Here is a 21076-nt window from a genome sequence, read left to right on the forward strand (position 1 = left end):
CATTATTCATTATAAATTATTTCACTGCTGTCCCATAGATTTTAAAATCCGAAAGCTAACTGCAAATCACCCGAGCTTTTTTGCTTCCCGGGCGGGGGTGATTTTTTCATCAGCAATGGAAAAATTTCACCATGCGACAATATGTTTTCACTGAGTATTCTAAACGTCTTCAATATTGTGAAAGACGTCTTTGATCTAAATCGAATATATTCCGTCAAGAGATACGCGATCATTGCCGTCCATATCTGAATTTTCACCGCGTTCTCCGATGTCCCGATAAACGTTTTAATTTTCAGATTCTGTTTTATCCATTTAAAAAATAATTCAATGTCCCATCGGGATTTATAAATATCAGCTATCGTTTTTGCTGAAAGAGTAAAATTATTAGTCATAAATTCATAAATCTTTTTTGTTTCTTTATCATAATACCTGACCACCCGCAACTGATCGGGATAATCTTTTGATTTATAACTGCTAAATGAGACGATCCAGTCAGCCTTGATCCCTTCTCTGGTCTTCTGCTGTCTCTTAATAATCTTGTACTGTGTATTCGATTTTGTCCGTGTAACGAAAAATGCCCTGTTTTTATTGATTTTTTCAAGGAATTTAAAGCATATATAACCCTTATCAAAGACATAGATGGAATTTTCAACGATATCAAATGAATTCGCCATAGTAATATCATGCGTGCTGGCGTTGCTCATGTTTAACAGTTCCGGAATTTGTTCTTTGTTGTTGAACATGACATGCAGCTTAATGCCGCCCTTCTTTTTCCTGAATGTCGCCCAGTCAAAAAGAGACAGGCACAGGCTTATGGTTGTTGAATCAAGACTCCTTACGGGCATCTTAAACTTGAATCTCTTGTCGTTTACGAAACCTCTCTCATTTTGTAATTTAGATAATAACGAGTAAAATGTTCTTTCAAATATCTTATACGATCTGTTCTTCAAGGCATGGGATAAATAATTCCGTGACAATGAGTTCAACCCCAGATGATACCAGAGATTACTCCTGCTCTCCAGGGAATCGATAATATCCCTCAAGCTCTGTTTCGATGCCATGTGGACGTAGAGCATGACACTCAATAGATTCCTGGTTGAAAATTTCCTTGTTCCCTTGTCTCCTTGTCTCCTTTGTGCTCGGAAACCATCTTTTTAAAATCATATCCAGAAATAAATGATTGCATTTGTAATAAGACCGTTTTACTTTTGAACATGCTGTTAATCTCCTCAAACTGTTGATTATTGTTTGTTTGGCGACTTCAATAATACAAAACAACAGTGAGATTAATAGCATTTTTTATTTATACCCCCATTTTTATGGGACAGCAGTGAAATTATTTATACCTTCACACTCTTACTTTTCCCTCTTTTTATCAACGCTATCGCTCCAAAAAGCTCTCCGTGCCTCTGTGGCACATTTTTCATTATTACACCTTCTTGCTCTTCCTGTGAAATCTTCCTCACTCATCAACAAACACATCCTCCTCCCACTTCCCCTTTTCCACGCGGCCATCGATATAATAGCGATACTCACCCTTGCCGTGACGGACACCGTCCTTCCACTGCCCCGTGTAGGTATCGTGGTTGGAATAGACCATGGTGCCCTGCCCCTCCATGTTATCCTTTACCCACTGGCCCGTGTATTTATTGCCGTTGGCATACATGTAGGTTCCCTGACCCGTCATGTAATCGTCTTTCCAGTCGCCCTCGTATTTATTCCCGGCCCACCGCGACTTGGGTCCATGGGTATACACACCCTTCCCTTCCCGTTTTCCCTTTTTCCAGGTCCCGGTGTAGACATTGCTGTTTTCATAGATCATGGTCCCCTCTCCGTGGGGCTTGCCGTTCTTCCATTGTCCTGTATATTTATCGCCATTATCGAAAACAAAGGTATGGATGCCGTTTTCATACTGTTTCGGATTGATCTTTTCCTCTTCGGCGGTGGCCGCGAGGATACCATATTTCCATTCTCCCTCGACCTTTTTCCCATCGGGATACAGATAAGATCCTTTACCGTGCCTATCGCCGTTCAGCCACTGACCGTTGTACTGTTCTCCGTTGGCGTAGGTCATGATTCCCGTACCGTTCATGTTGTCGTCCTTCCACTCGCCCGTATATTTATTGCCGTTGGCGTAGGTGTAGGTCCCCTTCCCATTCATCTTGTCGTTCTTCCACTCACCATCGTAGCGGTTCCCCGACCATCGCGACTTTTCACCATGGACAAAGACACCTCGGCCATGCCTCATGCCATCCTTCCACTGACCATCATATTTATCGCTGTTTGCGTAGGCCATAACTCCTTTTCCGTCAGGCTTGCCGTCGTTCCAGTTTCCTGTAAAAGTATCTCCACTCTCAAAGGTGAAGGCATGCTCGCCGCTACGCCATTTTCCCGCATCGATATCGCCCTTTTCCAGAGGCTCGACCTGCATATCGTATTTCCACTCGCCGGAAAAAACCACTTCACTTTTTTTATTGCTGAGCGTTCCGATACCATGGCGCATATCGTTTTCCCACTGGCCTGAATAGCTTTGCCCGTCGGCATACTTCATATCGCCCCGGCCGTTCATCATGTCGTTTTTCCACTGGCCCGCGTACACGTTACCGTTTTTAAACCGGTAGGTTCCCTGGCCCCGGATCTGGTCGTTGTACCACTCTCCCTCGTAGCGATCGCCGTTGGCAAACTCCATGAGGCCGGTCCCCTGGCGAACACCGTTTACGAAATCCCCCGTATACCGGTTCCCGTTGGCGTAGATATAGGTTCCCTTCCCGTGCATCCGGTCCTTGAGCCATTCACCGGTATATTTACCTCCGGCCCACCGTGATCCCTCGCCGAGACTATACTCCCCCTTTGTCTTCCATCCATTAGCCCACTGGCCTTTATACACGGAATTATCAAAGTAGGTCATGACGCCATAGCCATGCATAAAATCATTCTCCCAGTCGCCCACATACTCAGTACCATCGGCGAAGGAATAGGTCCCTTTCCCGTGACGCTTATCGTCCTTCCACTCACCGGCGTATTTGTTTCCAGCCCAGGGGGATTTGGGTCCCAGGATAAAGACGCCGTAGCCGTCTCTTTTATCATCCTTCCACTGGCCGATATACTTATTTCCATTATGATAGAGGCAATAACCCTTGCCCTGGCGTTTGCCGTTTTCGTACTGGCCGATATATCTGCCCGAGCAGGAGGTTATGAGGGCGCTCAGCAACAGGAGTATGCAACTGTATCTGTAGAACATATGGTCTTTGTTTTCGATCTGATATTACCCGGATTTTCGCCATTGAATAATGGCATATATGATGTATGTCGAGTGCTGATAAATCTGTTTATTTTTATGATTTATGAGTGCCAAATATTACTTTTTACTCTATAGTTGTCAAGGTTTAATATGTCCGGCAGGTATAAATTATTTACCGAGCCCATCCGGACCCCGGCGAATGGACTTTTCTCTTTACAAGTCCCCCTCCGGGGGATTTAGGGGGTCTTAAGCCCCCTCCGGGGGTGGTGGAGGACGGTATGTTATAACAAAAGGTCCTTTCACCGGAGGTATCTGTGCTTCATTCAGAAACTAAATTTTAAAAAATCCCAATACCACTCATTGATCCGCCACGCCGATCTGATAGTATTCAAAGCCCTTTTCTTTCAGCCGCTGGAAATTATACTGATTCCTTCCATCAAATATAACAGGCGTTTTAAGACGAAGTATCATCTCATCAAAGTCGGGGCTCCTGAATTCCTTCCATTCCGTCAAAAGGATCATGGCGTCGGCTTTGTTCAGGGCGTCGTATTTGCTGTCATGATACTCAATATTGGTCACTTTTTTAAGATAACATTCCCGAGCTTCCTTTATAGCCCTGGGATCATGGGCCTTGATTGCGGCTCCGCGTTGTACCAGTTCATTTATAATGGCGATACTGGGGGCCTCGCGCATGTCATCAGTACCGGGCTTAAAGGCCAGTCCCCATACGGCAAAGGTTTTTCCCTTCAGGTCCTCACCGAATCGTCTGATCACCTTGCTGACAAGAAGCAGCTTCTGTTCATAATTCACCTCTTCCACCGAACGAATGATCCTTGGTTCATATCCATGATCCCGGGCGGTTTTCAGAAGAGCCTGAACGTCTTTGGGAAAACAGCTTCCACCATATCCAACGCCGGGATAAATAAAATTATATCCGATTCTGCTGTCAGACCCTATACCCAGTCGCACCATGTTTGCATCGGCACCCAGACGTTCACAGATATTGGCCATCTCGTTCATGAAGCTAATCTTCGTGGCCAGCATGGCGTTTGCGGCGTATTTCGTCATTTCGGCACTCCTGATGTCCATTACCACAAAGCGGGAATGGTTCAGGGTAAAGGGTGTGTAGAGTTCCTTTACTGTCTCAAGCGCTTCATCATCATCAACGCCAACGACTACACGATCGGGTCTCATACAATCTTCGATTGCAGCACCTTCTTTAAGAAATTCCGGATTACTGACCACTGAAAATTTCAGATTGCTTTTTCTTGCATCGAGTTCCTTCTGAATTGTTGCCTTCACCTTATCAGCCGTTCCAACAGGCACCGTGGATTTGTCAACCACTACCATATTATGACTCATATTCCTGCCGATGGACTGTGCTACAGACAGCACGTATTGCAGGTCAGCGCTCCCATCCTCGCCCATGGGAGTTCCCACAGCTATAAATATGATCTTCGTATTATCCAGGGCCTCTTTAATGTCCGTAGTAAATTTCAGAGTACCGCGCCTGCTGTTTTCCAGGACCAGATCCTCGAGGCCGGGCTCGTAAATAGGAAGGACACCTTTTTTCAATCCCTCGATTTTTTTCTCATCTGTATCAACGCAGTACACCGTGTTTCCCATCTCGGCAAAACAGGTCCCTGAGACAAGGCCAACATAACCGGTACCTACAACACTTAATTTCATAATCAATTACTCCTAAAGAATTGCAATATACTTTATAACTAAAAATAATTATCGATGTGATATAGACAGTCCACCATTACTTCAAATTCAAAAATTTACACAATAACTCCGACCCAATTATTTTAATACTTTTTTATCTATCTTCCCTGAACTGGTTTTCTGAAAAGAATCAATAAACTCTACATATTTGGGTACCATGAATACTTCCAGGTTCGCTTTACAATAATTAATAACATCATTCTCCTCTACCGAGCCATCCTTCGCTCTAACAATGAAGGCTTTAATCGCATTTCCCAACACTTCATCGGCAACAGGAATTATCGCAGCTTCTGCAACACCATCTATTTCATGCAGAGTATTCTCAATTTCCTTCGGGCTTACTCTTTCCCCTCTGGTTTTTATTATATCGTCTTTGCGCGAAACAAAATACAGAAATCCCTCGTCATCCATTTTAAAAAAATCACCGGTGTATAATACTTTCTCTCCCGGTAAAACTCCCGGCTTTAACCTCGCTGCAGTCTCTTCCTCGGACTTCCAATATCCTTTCATAACATTGGCTCCCCGGACCACCAGTTCACCGATAATACCAGGACCTACTTTATTCCCATTTTCATCAACAATAAATACTTCCTGATTGGGCATGCTTATCCCCACCGACGTGGGTCGATTTAATATCTCATGAGGAGGAAGATAGGAAACTCTTTTACATTCAGTAAGGCCGTACATTGAATAAATTTTTACCCCTGGAAAGTAGTCATGCAACTTTTTTATATGTGAGACGGGTAATGCCGCTCCAGTATTCGTAATGCAACGCAAATCCGGAGATGAAATTTTTTCCAAATCTTTGAGCTGGAATAATAATGAGAGTATAGTCGGAACGATGGGGAAAACTGTAACTTTTTCTTTATTAATTCGATCAATGACCTGGTAGGGATAAATGAATGATTTTTCAAGCACGATAGTAGCTCCACAAATGAAACCCATTATCACCTGGTATAAACCATAATCAAAAGAAAGGGGTAAAACATCAATTATAACATCATGTTCATTGTATTCAAGATATTGAATTATTGATTGTGCAGCAGACCGCATACTCAAATGTGTCATCATGACACCTTTGGGATCTTTTGTTGAGCCTGAAGTATAAATTATATTGGCCAGATCTATATCAATACTTTTAGCAACAGGATTATCGGGGCTAGAGCCTTCCAGAAAATGTTCCCATAGTATGATATTGTTCTTCTCTTCATTTTCAGGAAGCGAGGCAATAACCGCCTTTTTTAAAGTAGTACATTGCTCTATAATTTCATTAATCGAAGCCAGTTTTGATACATGGCTTAAAAGAAAAGATGCTTCCAGATTATTGATAATATATTCCAGTTTTTTTGATTTTATTGTAGGACTTATAGTAGAAAAAATACCGCCTGCTTTGAGAACTCCGTAAATCGAAATTATCGACTCAATGGAGTTATCAAAAAATATTGCTACCCGGTCATTTCTTGACAAACCGGCCTTTATTAAAGCGTTTGCTAATACATTGGCCTTTTCATTAATTTCCCCATAGGTCAACCTGGCTCCCTGAAAAACGACTGCCGTTTTATCAGGATTACGCTGAGCATTTTTTTCAAGAAACTGATGTATCAACATAAACCCTCTCTATATTTAAAATTTAAAAAGACTTGACTATTCATAATATATTGCTGAATTAGATTTCAGCTATGGACCTCAAAAAAAATGAAATAGAAATAATCATTATTGACTGGATATCTAAATTTAATACTTACGATCTTTCCGGAGTATTGGATTATTTCCACGACGACATTTTTTTTGAAAACTGGAACAATGCAACAATAAAAGGAAAAAAATTATTATACCGGGCATGGAGACCCTGGTTTAATAGTAAAAATTTTAATTTTAAAATAACAAACACCTATATCGATGAAGAAAAACAAACTGCCATTATAGAATGGTTGTTGAGATGGCAGATCGATGACCGCGAAGAATTACGTGATGGTCTTGACATCCTAATTTTTTATGAAAATAAAATAAAATTCAAAAAAACATACTCCAAGATCCAAACTTCATAGCATATTCACCATCAACGATTTTGTATTCACCGATTTACTATTTTTTTAGAAGAAACGCCCGGATATTGCCGGAAGAATCCTTATAGGGTCTGATCTCCGAGTATTTATTCATTTTTTCAATTTTCTTCATCAATGGCTCACCCTGCCCTAAACCAACTTCAAAACAAAGCCACCCGTTATTTTTTAATAATTGCGGGGACTCATTCAGTACTCGTGTAAGTATAGTAATGCCGAAGGTCCCACCACTAAAAGCCTCACGCGGTTCATATTCCCTTATTTCTTCCGGCATTTGTTCCACTTTTGACGTTGAAATATACGGAGGGTTGCATGTTATAATATCCACTGTTTGTAAAAAAGGTTCTACCATGAATTTCTCAAACAAATCGCCTGTACAAAAATCAACCCTGTCCTGAAGATGCAGTTGTGTTACATTTTCTTTTGCCAGCGCTATTGCCTCTTCAGAAATATCCGAGCCGTGTACTTTTACATTGCGAAATCTTGAGGCTATCGATAATGCCAGATTTCCCATACCGGTGCAGACATCAATAACAGTTAATGGTTCCGTTGCACCCAATTCTTCTATCAGACTCACTACTGCATTCCCAAGAATTTCCGTTTCATTTCTGGGAATCAGAGCTCCGGGACCAACCCGAAAATCAATACCCATAAATCGCTGAACTCCTATAATATGGGCCAGGGGCTTCCCTTTCAAGCGTTCTTCATAGAAAAATCGCATTCTCTGCTCCATCTCATCATCAAGATCCGGCAATTCTCTTTTCATGGCTTCCATAACTGACACCGGTTCACCTGCAGCGGCCAGCCAAAGAGCATGTATTGTATTCTCAAAGGTTTCCTCAGGCTTGTCTGGTAAAAGTACTATTTCTTTTTTAGCTTTTTCTATGTAATTTGCAATATTATGTTTAGCCATCATAGCCTTCTCTCCCACTCCCATGCCGTTTTTATTATAAATTCAATATCATCATACTGCGGTTTCCAGTGCAGTGTGTTTTTTATCTTCGTGCTGTCGGCGATAAGTTCCGGCGGATCACCCTCGCGGCGCCCCGTTTCCTCCACGGGGAAATCAATTCCTGTCACCTTCTTTGCCACATCGATAATCTCACGCACGGAGAATCCGTGTCCGTAACCCAGGTTGAAAATATCGCTCTTTCCGCCCGCCAGCAGGTATTCCAGGGCCATAATATGGGCACCGGCCAGATCGTTCACGTGGATATAGTCCCGGACCCCAGTGCCGTCCTTCGTAGGAAAATCCGTGCCGTAGACCTGGAGTTTTTTGAATTCACCCTTTGCCGTCTTCAGGGCCCTGGTGATGAGATGCGTGGCCGATTCGTACTTCTGCCCCAGTTCACCGTCAGGATCGGCCCCGGCCACATTGAAGTACCGCAGGGCCACATACTTGAAGTCCGAGGCGAGGGATATATCCTTAAGGATTTGTTCGACGAAACGTTTTGACATGCCATAGGGGTTGATGGGAGCAAGGGGGGTTTCCTCGCTTACCGGGACAGTTTCAGGTATACCGTACACGGCGGCCGTTGATGAAAAGATGAATTTATTGATGCCGTTATCCTGAAGTGTTTCAAGAAAATTCAGCGTATTGGCCGTATTATTCTGATAATACATGATGGGTTTTTCCACGGACTCACCGACCTGGATGAAGGCGGCAAAATGCAGGACCGCGTCGGGACGGTGTTTCTTAAGAACGGCATCCACAAAGCCCCGGTCTCCCATGTTCCCCACGACAAGTTCGCCGCAGAGCACGGACTCGCGGTGTCCCGTGGAGAGATTGTCGATGACAACAACATCATATCCCGCCCTGCCCAAAAGTTTCACCACATGGGACCCGATATACCCGGCCCCGCCCGTAACAAGTATTTTTTTCATAGTTTCGATCCAACCTTTTCACATTCTTTAAGTCCCCGTCCGGGGGACTTAATGGTCTATTCCCTCGCCGGACCCCGGCGGATATATTTCCACTTTGTTTATTATCAATACCCGCCACCCCTGAGAGGGGTTAATAAATATTTTACACCAGCCTGTTAAAAGCCCCCTCCGGGGGCGGCGGCGGCCGGTTCATTTAAAAGATACGGTCTTTGCGCCGGGGGACGGATTCCTTTCATGACTACCCGCCGATCTTGGACATGGTCCGGGAGTTGACCACGGCGGCGCATCCGCCATCGGCGGAATAGCAGTCCAGTTTGTGGCTGCCTTGCTTGTCTTTCACGGCGCCCATGATAATGGCCTTCAGTTCATCATCGCTGCTGCCGGATCTGAGCGCTTTTTTCAGGTCGTGCTCCACGGCCGAATGGAGACAGGTTTTCAGCGAACCGTCGGCTGTCAGACGCAGCCGGTTGCAGCTGGCGCAGAATTTATGTGTGATGGAGGGTATGACACCTATTTTTACCAGGAGCCCGCTGCCCATGCGCAGATCGTACCGGTTCGATACGGCCGTGTCGCGACTGTCATTGCGTATCATAACGCCCATGCGGGATATTTTTTCCAGGAGCAGGTCCGAAGAGATGAAGGACGCAGCCAGGTCCGAATCGGAAAAAGGCATGCGCTCGATGAAGCGGAAAACGATGTCCCTTTCACCGGCATAAACCAGCAGGTCTTCCAGTTCTTCCAGCGTTTCCTTGAAAAGAACGGCGTTGAGCTTGATATCAAAGAATTTCCGCTCCAGCGCCCTGTCGATGTTGGCCAGGACCGTGGGCAGCTCATCGCGCCTGGTGACTTCCAGGAACCGCACCGGCGAAAGCGTATCCAGACTGATATTCAGCTTCTGTACGCGAAGCCGGTGCAGGTCATCAAGAAATTCATCAAGAAGGATACCGTTGGTCGTAAGGGCAAGTTCCAAACCGGGGAAACGAATCCTGGTCTCTTCAATGATATTCATAAGGCCCTTTCTGATCAGGGGCTCTCCACCGGTGAAGCGTATCTTGGTAATGCCCATTTCCACAAAAATCCCGATGAGTCGGGCGAACTCCTCATTACGAAGGACCTCATCATGGGCAAGAAAAGGGATGCCTTCGGGGGGCATGCAGTATGCACACCGGAGGTTGCATTTATCGGTAATTGATACCCTCAGGTAATCATGTTTTCTCAGATAGGAATCGGTCAGCATAGTTAATACCTTAACGTGTACATCACTCCCATGGTGCCGCAATCCAGGGGGCTTTGCGGCATTGAATAATAAAATGAAAACAGGGGTGTCCGGTCTTCATTATACTCGGTGCCGTACATATAATTAATGGCGAGCGACACGCCATAAACAACAACATTGGCCACGACGGTGAAGGTCATATTCTGTGCCGCACTGTCATAGTCCCTCTTGAATTCCTTCACGGTCTTGTATCCGCCGCGGGGATCCTTGAAAAGCAGTTCATGGTCAGGATCTATCTCTGCATTGGCCTTTTTGGCCGAAAAATAAAGCGACCTGATGTACTGCCAGTCCTTATAAAAATAATAAATTGACCAGGCTCCGGCCACCTTCAGCGTAAGAAAAGTACCGCCCATGATATAGCTTCCACGGTAAAAGTGCCCTCCGCCCGGCACGAGCAGATCCAGTCCAAGAAGGAGAGGCATGGATATCTGGCTTTTTTTCACCGGTTCCTGTACATCAACCGTATGGTTACTTCCCGCTTTCCCTTTCTGGAAGGGTTCATCCTTCTTCTCAACAGGTACGTCACCGTCTTTCAAGTCCCCTGTATTGTCAACCTTTTCCGGCACGGAAATATCCTGCTTATCAGCTTCAACAGTGATCTCTTTTTTCTCCGTTTTTTCTGTGAAAACAGCAGTCTCGGCCCGCACCCAGGGGGGGAAGATCAGAATCATTAGCAAAATTAAATATATATACTGTTTCTTCATTATCTTGATCTATACATAAAACATCTCTTCTATCTTTAATCACCGGCCCCCGGCACAGGTATTCACTCGATTCATAAATTTTCTTGTGCCACCCCCTTAGGGGGTAAATTAACTATCTCTCAACCTGCACTACTCTTCAAGTCCCCCTCCGGGGGATTTAGGGGGCTCATCACTATCGATGATGACATCATGCTGCGCCTCGATACACGTCATGAAATTCTGACGGAACACCGCATTCCCGGGCTCCAGTATGCAGGCCCGCGAGTACATGTCAAAGGCTGCCTTCATGTCACCGGCGATCTCATAAATAATTCCCAGGTTGTTAAGGGCCGCCGCATCATCGGGATCATCTTCGATAATATCGCGAAACAATATTTCAGCTTCGGGCAGCTTTCCCGCGAGGGCCAGGTCAACGGCGCTGTTGTTTATTTCCGCCCGTGGCGACCATGAAAGGATACGGCAGAATTGCTTTTTCTTGGAAAAAACGAATTTCTTAGAAGCCGGTTCCGCCGTGAGGGATGGGGCTGATATTTTCCCGGCCGCTACATCCGGTTTTCCGATATAAATCGGGTTGGATATACGCACCTGTCTGTACTGGTAGCAGGATACCAGCAAAACCATGACGACAGCAACACCTGCTGCCTTACAACGCGGGCGGCCTGATTTCACTGTTTTGCTCAACAACCTTTGCTATTGATAAAATAGTCCTTTCCCGGAAATGGCTTCCCATTATCTGAAGCCCGATGGGAAGCCCCCCGGTCGTAAGGCCCGCGGGAACGGATATTCCCGGTATCCCCGCCAGGTTGGCCGAAATGGTCAGGATGTCCGACATGTACATCTGCAGCGGATCACTCACCATTTCGCCGAGCCGGAAGGCCGGCGTGGTCGTAACAGGCGTTATGATGGCATCGACCTTCGAGAAGGCCTGCCTGAAGTCTTCAATGATGAGGGCCCGTCCCTTCAGCGCTTTAAGATAATAGGCGTCGTAGTAACCGGAACTGAGCGAGAAGGTGCCCAGGATGATCCTGCGCTTCACCTCCGTACCGAAGCCCTCGCTGCGGGACTTCAGGTACAGTGATTCCAGGTTCGTCGCTGCGGCGGAGCGGTATCCGTAGCGGACTCCGTCATAGCGGGCCAGGTTGGACGAGGCCTCGGCCGTTGCAATGAGATAGTATATGGGAATGGCATACTCCGTGTACTTCAACGATATCTTTTCTATCCGTGCCCCCAGGGAACGCAGGGTCTCTATCCTGGCTCTGACCGTATCCGCTATTTCCCCGTCTATGCCCTGAAAATATTCATCGGGAACACCGATGGTTATGCCATTCATATCAAGCGCAAGGTTTTCCGGTTCGAAATCGATTTCCCGGTCGATGGAAGTACCGTCTTTTTTATCGATACCGGAAATAACACCGAGCATGCGGGCAGCGCCGTCGACATTTCCCGCGAAGGTTCCAATCTGGTCAAGGGACGAGGCGAAGGCGACGAGGCCGTACCGGGAAACACGGCCGTAGGTCGGCTTGATTCCCACCACACCGCAGAAGGCGGCGGGCTGCCTGATGGAGCCTCCCGTATCGGAGCCCAGGGCCGCCGGCGCCATCATGGAAGCCACTGCTGCGGCCGATCCTCCTGAGCTTCCTCCCGGGACCCTTTCCCGGTCATAGGGATTCCTGGTGGGACCAAAACCCGATGTCTCCGTTGTGGAACCCATGGCAAATTCATCCATGTTGGTTTTCCCCAGAAGGAGAAATCCCTGATCAGCCATTTTCTGATAAGCCGTGGCATTGAAGGAAGGAACAAAGTTTTCCAGCATCCTGGAGGCGCAGGTGGTTTTCACACCGATTGTATTTATATTGTCTTTCACGGCCACGGGAATACCGTCGAAACGGGACAGTTTTTTGCCCTCTTTTCTTCTCATGTCCGACGCCCGGGCAGCTGAAAGGAGCTCATCACCGGGAACGGTTAAAAAGGCATGAATGCCGGGATCAACGGTATTGATCCGGTCCAGGTACTCCCGGACTATTTCCACGGAGGTAATATCCCCCTTCTCGAGCAGATCGGCAAGACAATCCAGACTTTTCCCGATGATCATTCAATTCCTCCAAACCATGTTCAAAGAACAAAATCCGGAGCAAGTGTCAATAAAAAATCCTTATAAAATGACCAATAGTAATTGACGGTTTGACAAATTTACCTTTACCATGCTTTTTTATGAAACAAAGCTGCCTTTAAACTGGTATATTAATGGATATTATGAACAATGCCGATTGCCTTTTAAAGATAGACATCGTATCATATATTACATTGAAAACACACAATCCTGACACCAGGTAACATTACTGTTTCACCGGAGTATTTTGAATGAATAATCTATCCAGCAGAAAAATAATCATCCCCTTTCTGACCGTCATTCTTGTTTTCTCATGCTTTAAAAAATCCCAGGGCATCAAGCAATCCGATGTTCCGGGACTGGTAAACCAGTTCCTTTCCATGCATGTGCAATACCATGTTTTTAACGATGAACTCTCGGAAAGGACCATGCACAATTACCTGAACATGCTGGATTACGGAAAATACTATTTTTATCGTGATGATATAAATACCTTTCTCAAGCACAAGGACCTGCTTGATGACGATGTGGCTGCCAACAAATACGACATCATTTTCGATATCTTTATGGTGTATAAAAAAAGATTCGCCGAAACCATGACTCTCTTCGATCAGCTCATTGAACAGCCCTTTGACTTCAACAAGGACGAGACGATGATAATCGACAGCGAAAAAATCGATTACGCCGGAACCAAAGAGGAAATGAAGGAGCGCTGGAGAAAAAATATAAAGCTGCAGCTCCTGAATTATATTTCCACGGGCCAGGACATGGACTATTCAAAGAAAAAACTGAGAAAGAGATATGAACTTCTGAAAAAACGCGTTGATGAAATAACCACAGAAGACCTCCTGGCGAAGTTCATCAACGCCTATTCAATGGCCCTTGACCCTCACTCCAACTTTCTCACTCTGGACGAACATGAGGATTTTAAAATCTCCATGGAGCTGAAACTCGAGGGAATCGGCGTACGGCTCAAGTCCGAAGACGGATTCGTTATTGTCGAATCGATCATACCCGGCGGCGCCACGGACAAACTCCCGAAGGAAATCAAGCTCGTACCCAGTGATAAAATCGTGGCTGTTGCCCAGGGTGACGATGAGCCCGTCGATGTCATCGACATGGATCTTCGCGACGTGGTGAAAAAAATCCGCGGCAAAAAGGGAACCGAGGTGCGACTCACCGTACTTCGCGATACGGGAGAAAGCAAAAGGCCCGAGCGCATGATCATTCCCATCGTACGCGAGGAGATCAACCTGCAGGACAGCGACGCCGAATCGGACATCTACACCATGGAAAATAACGGGAAGCGGTCGCGCATCGGCTACATCAATCTTCCCTCTTTTTACCAGGACCTGGAAAGAGGCAAGACTTCGGCAGGTGACATGAAACTGCACATCGACAATCTCATCAAGAAAAACATCGAAGGCCTGGTCCTGGACCTGCGCGGAAACCCCGGCGGCCTTCTCAATGAGGCAATCGACATAGCGGGTCTCTTCATAGACAACGGTCCCATCGTCCAGATCAAAGACGGCAGGAACCCTCCCCATGTCATATACGATAACGACAATGGAATTTTTTACGACGGACCCGTGGTTATTCTCATCGATAAATTCAGCGCCAGCGCCTCGGAGATCCTGGCCGGGGCCATAAAGGATTACCGGCGGGGCCTCATCATCGGCTCCAGCAACACCTTCGGCAAGGGAACGGTGCAGTCATACAATCCCCTGTCCGTCGGCGCCATCAAGGTGACAACCCATATTTTCTACCAGCCCGGCGGCACCTCGAACCAGCTCAACGGTATTGCCCCCGACATTCTGCTGCCCGACATGAGCGCTATCTGGGACATCGGTGAAGATAAAACCACCTATGCACTTCACTGGAAAAAAATACAGAGCGCTCCTTTTAAAAGGGTCGACGCCGTCAACGACGGGATCATAAAACGCCTGACCCTGTCATCGCGGGGAAGGATTCAGAATGATAAAAAATACCGGGAGCTCATTGAAAAAATAAATAAATTCAAGGCCCAGATTCAGAACAAGGAAATAAGCCTCAAAGAGGAATCGGGGATAGAAAAGCAGAAGAAAAAAGAACTGGAAAAAAACATGCGCAAGGAGCAGGAAAGAAAAACTATCGATATAGAAAACGATCTCTTCCTGAAAGAAGCCTTTAACATAACAAATGAATATATCAAGATGACAAAGAAATAATTGTAAAAACCGCCTCCCCGGGGAGGGGATAACCCCCCCCGAGGGAGAAGGATAAACCGTTCTATTTTTTTTCCGGGGTACGTGCAGCAGGATATCGCAGTATTTGCCGTATTGTTTGAAATCTTTGCCTAGGGTAAAAATCAATAGCGGACTGAATCGATTTTCTCTCCTTCAACGCGCTCCTGTTCAATCCATTCTTTTTATTTTTTCTCTTCGCGCTCTTCATGTGAATTCTTATTTTAAAATACATTATCGCTCCATCCGCCTCTCTGTGCCTCTGCGCCTCCGTGGCCTCTTTGCAATTTAAATCTGTTTTATATGGCGTTCACAACAATGTCTTATACCTCTCCAGGGCATCCAGGACTGTCTTGGACGATGCAATAACAGGGTCCACGCCGATCCGCATAAGCCTGACCCGCAGGTATTCCATCTCAATTTTCCGAAACGGGCAGCACAGATCCTCGAGGAAAACCACGGTCTCAACGGCATAATTTCTCAGCAGTTTGTACAGAAGCTCAAAACGCTCTTCCTTTATACGCAGGGAAGGACATAAAGGCTTGTACGTATAGGCATCGAGTATTTCATAATAGATATAATCGGAAAGGGGATTTACCGATATATCAAACTGCCGCCGCCCGTTGCAGTGGTCATCCTCTGCAACAAGGAACCCCGACTCCTCCATGTCATCGAGCAGTGCCCCGTCGTTAATGGGTCCGGCATAGACCATAACCGGGGTCATCGCAGGATCATGACCCTCGCCGTACGCATTACAGGCATCCCGTACAGCCGAGAGGTGCCCAAGTATCACCGATGGGGGAAATATAACGGCTGCCTCGAAAAGGACAAGGAGATCCCGGTTCGACAGAATTCGGGGCACCTCCCTGCGCTTCGCCGCTATGCTCCTCATTATACGCCGCAAATTGTCATACTCACCGGCCACGGCCTGAAGTTTATCAACGTCGAGATCTTTAATGCATGCACCGACTGTTTTCTGAAGAATATCATCCATGACGGAATGAATGGCCACACCCGCTTCCTCGCCGAAACCACCGGGAAAAGTGAAAGGTATAACGGGAATGGCAGCGATCCCGTGCTCCTCCAGACCCGTGTTCCGGGGCACAAGAAGGGCATCATAACAGCCGGGAATGGAAGACTCAAGTACCCTGCTCCGACAGGCACCCCGTGCTCCGGCATGTACCGGTGGAGTGCCTATATACAGATTGAATGATGCGGCAATTTCCACTGGCAGGGCGTCAACGGGACTACAGGCGAGAAAGGCGCCGGTCTCCTCACGAAACCTGTTCAGAATCATACTGTATTGGTCAATCATTTCCCTTACGGGATCGACGAGATAGGCAAGTTCTGAAATTTTCATTATAATAAATAGTTTCGGCTCATTCCGTATTTTTGGGATTTTACCTCAATACCTGAAATCAGGTAAACATTAAAAAATGTAATCACGCAAAGGCGCTAAGACGCAAAGCGTTACGCTGGAAACAATGTAAGCATATCAGTTCCTGATTTAAAAGTTGTCGGCGAGATTCAAATAAAACCATTAAAAAAACTTTGCGCCTCTGCGACTCCGCGTGAATTATTATTACCTTTTTTACTCGGGTATAGTCAATGTAAAGCGATTTATATTCTTTACATTTATTGGCATCTGTCCCTCTCCGGTGGAATCAAAAATCCCGGGAATCCGGAATGAGTGATAGCGTCTAATCTTTCCCATCCTTGAATAGGAACTTGACCGGATGTTTCTTCAGCTCGACGGAAATCTCATTCATGGTCTGGGCCGTGGCGCGGAACGATCGCAGAATTTCCAGAATATCCTTCTGCGAGTCTTCCAGGAGGCGGTTCACATTGGCCACACTGTTTGAAAGATTGGTGGTAAGACTCCGGATATTACTGCGGCTCTCGAGCACAATCATGTTGACACTCCCTATCGTGGTGGAGAGTTTGCTGAGTACCTCGTGAACATCCTGCATGATGGCATTGAGACCGGAAAATTCCAGGCCCTCTATACAGTCCTTGTCCAGGAGTCGCGGTCCACGGATCTCGGGGTTACGGATATCGATGGCGGGATCACCCAGGACGTTCTGGTTCTGGATTATGGCTGAACAGTCTTCGTAGAGCTCGATATCGCTATTGATCCTCATGGTGGCCAGGAAATGAAGCGTCGGTTTGTATACGGGCTGAATATCCACGACTTTCCCGATGGTGTAGCCCTTTATCATGACAGGGGTCCCGTTCTTCACCGATGTGAGACTATCTACCTTGAGAAAAACATCGATGGTTGAACTGGCAACACTGTAACCCAGTTTGAGCATGATAATGATAAAGAGAATGGCCGTGGGAACCAGAATGAAAAGTCCGACACGGAGTTCGTTTCTGTTTTTTGACGCCATAGTAACCGCCTTAACCGTTTACGGCATTTTTATAATAAGACCATGGGGCCCACGGTCGTTTTCAGCTTATACTGGTGGATATAGGGATTGTTCGTATTGATGAATTCGTCCCTGGATCCGCTGAACACGTTCCTGCCGCCGAACAACATAATGAACGTATCGGCAATATCAATATATTTTTCCGGCTCATAGGTTATAAAAATATGGGCCTTATTTTCAAGCTGCGCCCTTTTTTTCAACTCCTCCCAGAATGAATTGATATTGAGAGGAGACTGGCTTTCGAAAGCATGCTCAACAAGGAGTATATCGGGATTAAGTGCTATAGCCCTTCCGTATGCCGTCTTCAGTATTTCCGACCTGGTAAGATTTACCGGCCGAAACTTTTTACACGATTCAAGGTTCAGATCTCCTATAATCATGTCCACATATTTCTTTATCTCCACGCTGCTCATCTGCGAGTGGTACTGCAGGGGCAGAGAAATGTTCTCTTCTACGTTCATGTTGCTGATGAGCCCGTAATCACGGTGTATATATCCGATCCCCTTTTTAAAATTATGACGCTCCACATAATCAAAGTCTTTGACCGACTTTCCCTTGAAGAGCACCTCGCCGTCAAAGTCCTCAATGAATCCCATGATCAGGGAAAAAATAACATCGAGTCCCGAATTTTCCGGCCCAAAGAGGACTATATTCTCGCCATATTCAAGTGAAAAGGTGAGATTATGAATATTGTTCATTTCCTCACCGATATAGCTGAGGTTATTGACCGAAAGAAGTGTTCCGTTCATCGCATGCACGCGTCCAATTATATACTATTTGCCTTTTGATGGCATTGTTTTCGTTCTTCTTCTGCCTTCATAACGGGGCAGTCCCTCTATATAAAACTACAGATAAAAGAGTATGGATACAACTGTGTTTATAATTAAAATAGTAAAAAGCGTCCTGATAACTGCACGGGAAACAAATATCGGTATTTCAAACTTGGAACGCGGTTTGAATCCATAAAAGCAGCAGATGAGTGGTATTATTATACCGAATATTATACTCTTCAGGACCATGGCCAGGACATCCTTGAGACTGAAGGCGTTGAGCAGCGCCTGAAAAAATACATCGACGGGGATATAGACCGTTATCTGGGAGATACCATAACCGCCCACGAACGCGATGAGATCAAATATCACAATGAGAGAAAAAATAGAAAGGGTCGAAGCCATGATACGCGGGAACACGATATAAAGCTTCGTGTCGATCCCCATGATTTCCATGGACAGGATCTCCCCGTTCTGTTTCTGCGTGGCTATTTCAGCGGTTATTGCCGAACCGGACCTGCTTATGACGATGAGGGCAGTAATCAGGGGGCCAAGCTCACGGGCGATAATTATTACCATGAGGTTGCCCAGGAAGCCTTCGATACCGAACTTGGGAAGAGATGTCATGGCCTGTATGATAACAGTTCCACCGATGAGCAGGGCAATGAGAACGACAAAGGGAAGAGCATCGATACCGGTAAAGCGCGTCTGGTTGATGATGATGCTGTAGATGGAGCGAAACCTGAGATACCGCATTGAATGGAAGGACATGGCAATAGACCTGATATAGGTGTAGAATCCGCTGATGCCGCTCCATATATTCAATACCCGGCTTCCAGCCATTACCGCTATGTTTTCTATGCTCTTCATCTGCTGCCAGCCTTTGCTCTCTATGCCTATACTATAAAAAATGGCCCTGAGAAATCAATTACAATTCTCATCTTTAGCGCGCTTCATGACAATTCTTAAAAAATTTGTTTTATGACCCCGGTAATAAAAAAAATAATTGAATAATTGGGTCATTTTAGGAGAAAGTCACAAACCCACGGGAAAATGAAATCAAATGACACAGCATACAAAAAATCTTATCCTCACAACCCTGATTTTCATCTTTGCCGTATTCCTCATCAGCAGCAATTATTATCGAATCATATATGTGAATGATATCATCCGCGGCTTTCTTCTCTCCATGGCCGACAGGGCCTTCGCCCGGCAATCATACCATACAGGTCAGATAGAAACACCCCTTGTAAATACCTATGCCGTTCTTCCAGCGGGATTCACCCATTGTGGTCCTTTCCTTATATACAATAATAACGCGGAGACATCCCTGAATGAAGTGGCGGAAAAAATTATTTCCTTCACCTCCTTTTACCGGAATCATCGGCTTAAAAACGCCATCCAGTCCATTAACGGTATCAATGGAATAGCCATAAAAGGCGGGAAACCGGTGATCATTCCCGGTGCCCTGCCGCCCTTCATGACGGAATTGAGAAATATCCGTAAACCGCCCATCCTGGAGGCAAAGGCTCTTTATTTCACGGGACTTACCGCCGGTGATGAAAATACCCTGGCCCTGTTTCCCCGGTTTCATACAATAGGGCTGAATGCCGTAGTTTTCGATGTGAAGGATATCCCCGGCACAGTAAGCTATAAAAGCAGGGTCCCCCTGGCGATAAAAATAAACGCCCATGACAAAAATCCCATAGATAATATCGAACTTTTCATCCGCCGCATGAAGGAACAGAACATCTATGTCATCGCGCGCATCGCGGTTTTTCATGACCAGCTGATTGTCAAAAAGGCTCCTTCTCTGGCAATACGCTCGCGTCGCACCGGCGGCATCTGGAATAAGGGAGCAAAAGAGATGTGGTGCGACCCCACCAGCAAGGCGGTCCAGGACTACAATATCGAGCTGGCCTGTGAGATCGCCGACAAGGGAGCCGATGAAATACAGTTTGATTATATTCGGTTCCCCACTGTGGGCGACCTGAAGGATGCAGACTACGCCTATGACTTCGGTACGATGTCTAAAGACCAGGCCATCACATATTTCCTGAAACGTGCCCGGGAGCGTCTGCAGGAAAAAAATGTCCGTCTTTCCATTGATATATTCGGCGTTGTAGCCTGGGGCAAAGAAGTGGATATTATCCGGACCGGCCAGAGGATCGAACTCCTGTCCCGGTACTGCGACTATATCTCACCCATGCTTTACCCGTCTCATTTCAACGATGAGTTCGACGGCTACGGCAATCCCGCCGATCACCCCTACTACTTCATATTCAATGGCAACAAAAAAGTAATGGCCCGGCTCTCCGGCAATAATGTAATAGTAAGACCCTGGCTTCAGGCATTTAAATGGAAAGTGAGCTCCTATTCACCGGAATACATCATAGAACAGATCAAGGCCTCGAACGACTCGGGCGGCCGGGGTTATCTCTTCTGGAACGCCTCCAACGATTACAAGAATGTATATAAAGCCATGGCTTTGCTGCATTCAGGCGCAGGCAAATAAACCTGCTTGACCTTCCCCCCTCTCTTATGGTATATTAAAATCATCACGGCAGCGGAGCGGGAAACGTCCTGCCGGAACGTCTCTAAACACAATTGAGCCTGTTTAAGGCGGCGACCCGCGTCAAATATGCATAA

The 21076-nt window shown here is 46.1% G+C and carries 18 protein-coding genes; 3 read left to right on the forward strand and 15 right to left on the reverse strand.

Annotated elements, in window-relative coordinates; genetic code table 11:
- Positions 1 to 41 precede the first annotated feature (41 nt).
- The 4 genes from CVV44_05635 to CVV44_05650 form a co-directional block, all read right to left on the reverse strand.
- On the reverse strand, positions 42 to 1085 hold the full coding sequence (locus CVV44_05635; GenBank protein ID PKL39702.1) for an IS4 family transposase: 1044 nt from the start codon (positions 1083 to 1085) through the stop codon (positions 42 to 44).
- 377 nt (positions 1086 to 1462) lie between these two features.
- Positions 1463 to 3241, reverse strand: a complete 1779-nt coding sequence (locus tag CVV44_05640; GenBank protein ID PKL39703.1) for a hypothetical protein — start codon at positions 3239 to 3241, stop codon at positions 1463 to 1465.
- Positions 3242 to 3598: 357 nt separating this feature from the next.
- Positions 3599 to 4930 carry a UDP-glucose 6-dehydrogenase gene (locus CVV44_05645; GenBank protein ID PKL39704.1) on the reverse strand — a complete coding sequence of 444 codons (1332 nt, stop codon included), beginning with the start codon at positions 4928 to 4930 and terminating at the stop codon, positions 3599 to 3601.
- 117 nt (positions 4931 to 5047) lie between these two features.
- Positions 5048 to 6577 carry an AMP-dependent synthetase gene (locus tag CVV44_05650; protein PKL39705.1) on the reverse strand — a complete coding sequence of 510 codons (1530 nt, stop codon included), beginning with the start codon at positions 6575 to 6577 and terminating at the stop codon, positions 5048 to 5050.
- Positions 6578 to 6648: 71 nt separating this feature from the next.
- On the opposite strand from CVV44_05650, the gene CVV44_05655 reads away from it, so the two are divergent.
- The gene (locus CVV44_05655) at positions 6649 to 7017 is read left to right on the forward strand and encodes a hypothetical protein (GenBank protein ID PKL39706.1); all 369 of its coding nucleotides are present in this window, start codon (positions 6649 to 6651) and stop codon (positions 7015 to 7017) included.
- A 37-nt stretch (positions 7018 to 7054) separates the two neighbouring features.
- Here the strand turns inward: CVV44_05655 and prmC are convergent, their stop codons facing one another.
- The 6 genes from prmC to gatA form a co-directional block, all read right to left on the reverse strand.
- Positions 7055 to 7969 (reverse strand): peptide chain release factor N(5)-glutamine methyltransferase, encoded by a 915-nt coding sequence (gene prmC, locus CVV44_05660; GenBank protein ID PKL39707.1) that lies wholly within the window; start codon positions 7967 to 7969, stop codon positions 7055 to 7057.
- The gene (gene galE / locus CVV44_05665; GenBank protein ID PKL39708.1) at positions 7945 to 8916 is read right to left on the reverse strand and encodes a UDP-glucose 4-epimerase GalE; all 972 of its coding nucleotides are present in this window, start codon (positions 8914 to 8916) and stop codon (positions 7945 to 7947) included. The genes prmC and galE overlap by 25 nt, the downstream gene beginning before the upstream one ends.
- A gap of 238 nt (positions 8917 to 9154) precedes the next feature.
- Complete coding sequence (gene moaA / locus CVV44_05670) at positions 9155 to 10153, reverse strand: GTP 3',8-cyclase MoaA (protein PKL39709.1); 999 nt, start codon at positions 10151 to 10153, stop codon at positions 9155 to 9157.
- Between the two features lie 2 nt (positions 10154 to 10155).
- Positions 10156 to 10863 carry a hypothetical protein gene (locus CVV44_05675; protein PKL39710.1) on the reverse strand — a complete coding sequence of 236 codons (708 nt, stop codon included), beginning with the start codon at positions 10861 to 10863 and terminating at the stop codon, positions 10156 to 10158.
- Between the two features lie 162 nt (positions 10864 to 11025).
- Positions 11026 to 11517 carry a hypothetical protein gene (locus CVV44_05680; GenBank protein ID PKL39711.1) on the reverse strand — a complete coding sequence of 164 codons (492 nt, stop codon included), beginning with the start codon at positions 11515 to 11517 and terminating at the stop codon, positions 11026 to 11028.
- A gap of 22 nt (positions 11518 to 11539) precedes the next feature.
- Positions 11540 to 12988 (reverse strand): Asp-tRNA(Asn)/Glu-tRNA(Gln) amidotransferase GatCAB subunit A, encoded by a 1449-nt coding sequence (gatA, locus tag CVV44_05685; GenBank protein ID PKL39712.1) that lies wholly within the window; start codon positions 12986 to 12988, stop codon positions 11540 to 11542.
- A 269-nt stretch (positions 12989 to 13257) separates the two neighbouring features.
- Between gatA and CVV44_05690 the strand changes: the two genes are divergently transcribed.
- On the forward strand, positions 13258 to 15213 hold the full coding sequence (locus CVV44_05690; GenBank protein ID PKL39713.1) for a hypothetical protein: 1956 nt from the start codon (positions 13258 to 13260) through the stop codon (positions 15211 to 15213).
- A 61-nt stretch (positions 15214 to 15274) separates the two neighbouring features.
- Here the strand turns inward: CVV44_05690 and CVV44_05695 are convergent, their stop codons facing one another.
- The 5 genes from CVV44_05695 to CVV44_05715 all read right to left on the reverse strand — a co-directional run bounded on the left by CVV44_05695 (position 15275) and on the right by CVV44_05715 (position 19297).
- Positions 15275 to 15463 carry a hypothetical protein gene (locus CVV44_05695; GenBank protein ID PKL39714.1) on the reverse strand — a complete coding sequence of 63 codons (189 nt, stop codon included), beginning with the start codon at positions 15461 to 15463 and terminating at the stop codon, positions 15275 to 15277.
- Positions 15464 to 15538: 75 nt separating this feature from the next.
- Positions 15539 to 16588 (reverse strand): hypothetical protein, encoded by a 1050-nt coding sequence (locus CVV44_05700; protein PKL39715.1) that lies wholly within the window; start codon positions 16586 to 16588, stop codon positions 15539 to 15541.
- 340 nt (positions 16589 to 16928) lie between these two features.
- Positions 16929 to 17618: a hypothetical protein gene (locus CVV44_05705; protein PKL39716.1), complete on the reverse strand. Its 690-nt coding sequence runs from the start codon at positions 17616 to 17618 to the stop codon at positions 16929 to 16931.
- Positions 17619 to 17647: 29 nt separating this feature from the next.
- Positions 17648 to 18406 carry a hypothetical protein gene (locus CVV44_05710; GenBank protein PKL39717.1) on the reverse strand — a complete coding sequence of 253 codons (759 nt, stop codon included), beginning with the start codon at positions 18404 to 18406 and terminating at the stop codon, positions 17648 to 17650.
- A 96-nt stretch (positions 18407 to 18502) separates the two neighbouring features.
- Entirely contained in the window at positions 18503 to 19297 is a 795-nt protein-coding gene (locus tag CVV44_05715) for a hypothetical protein (protein PKL39718.1), read from the reverse strand.
- 193 nt (positions 19298 to 19490) lie between these two features.
- Here CVV44_05715 and CVV44_05720 point away from each other — a divergent pair, with 193 nt between their 5' ends.
- On the forward strand, positions 19491 to 20942 hold the full coding sequence (locus CVV44_05720; GenBank protein PKL39719.1) for a hypothetical protein: 1452 nt from the start codon (positions 19491 to 19493) through the stop codon (positions 20940 to 20942).
- Positions 20943 to 21076: the final 134 nt, after the last annotated feature.

The sequence above is a fragment of the Spirochaetae bacterium HGW-Spirochaetae-1 genome (assembly GCA_002839375.1).
Lineage (GTDB): Bacteria > Spirochaetota > UBA4802 > UBA4802 > UBA5550 > PGXY01.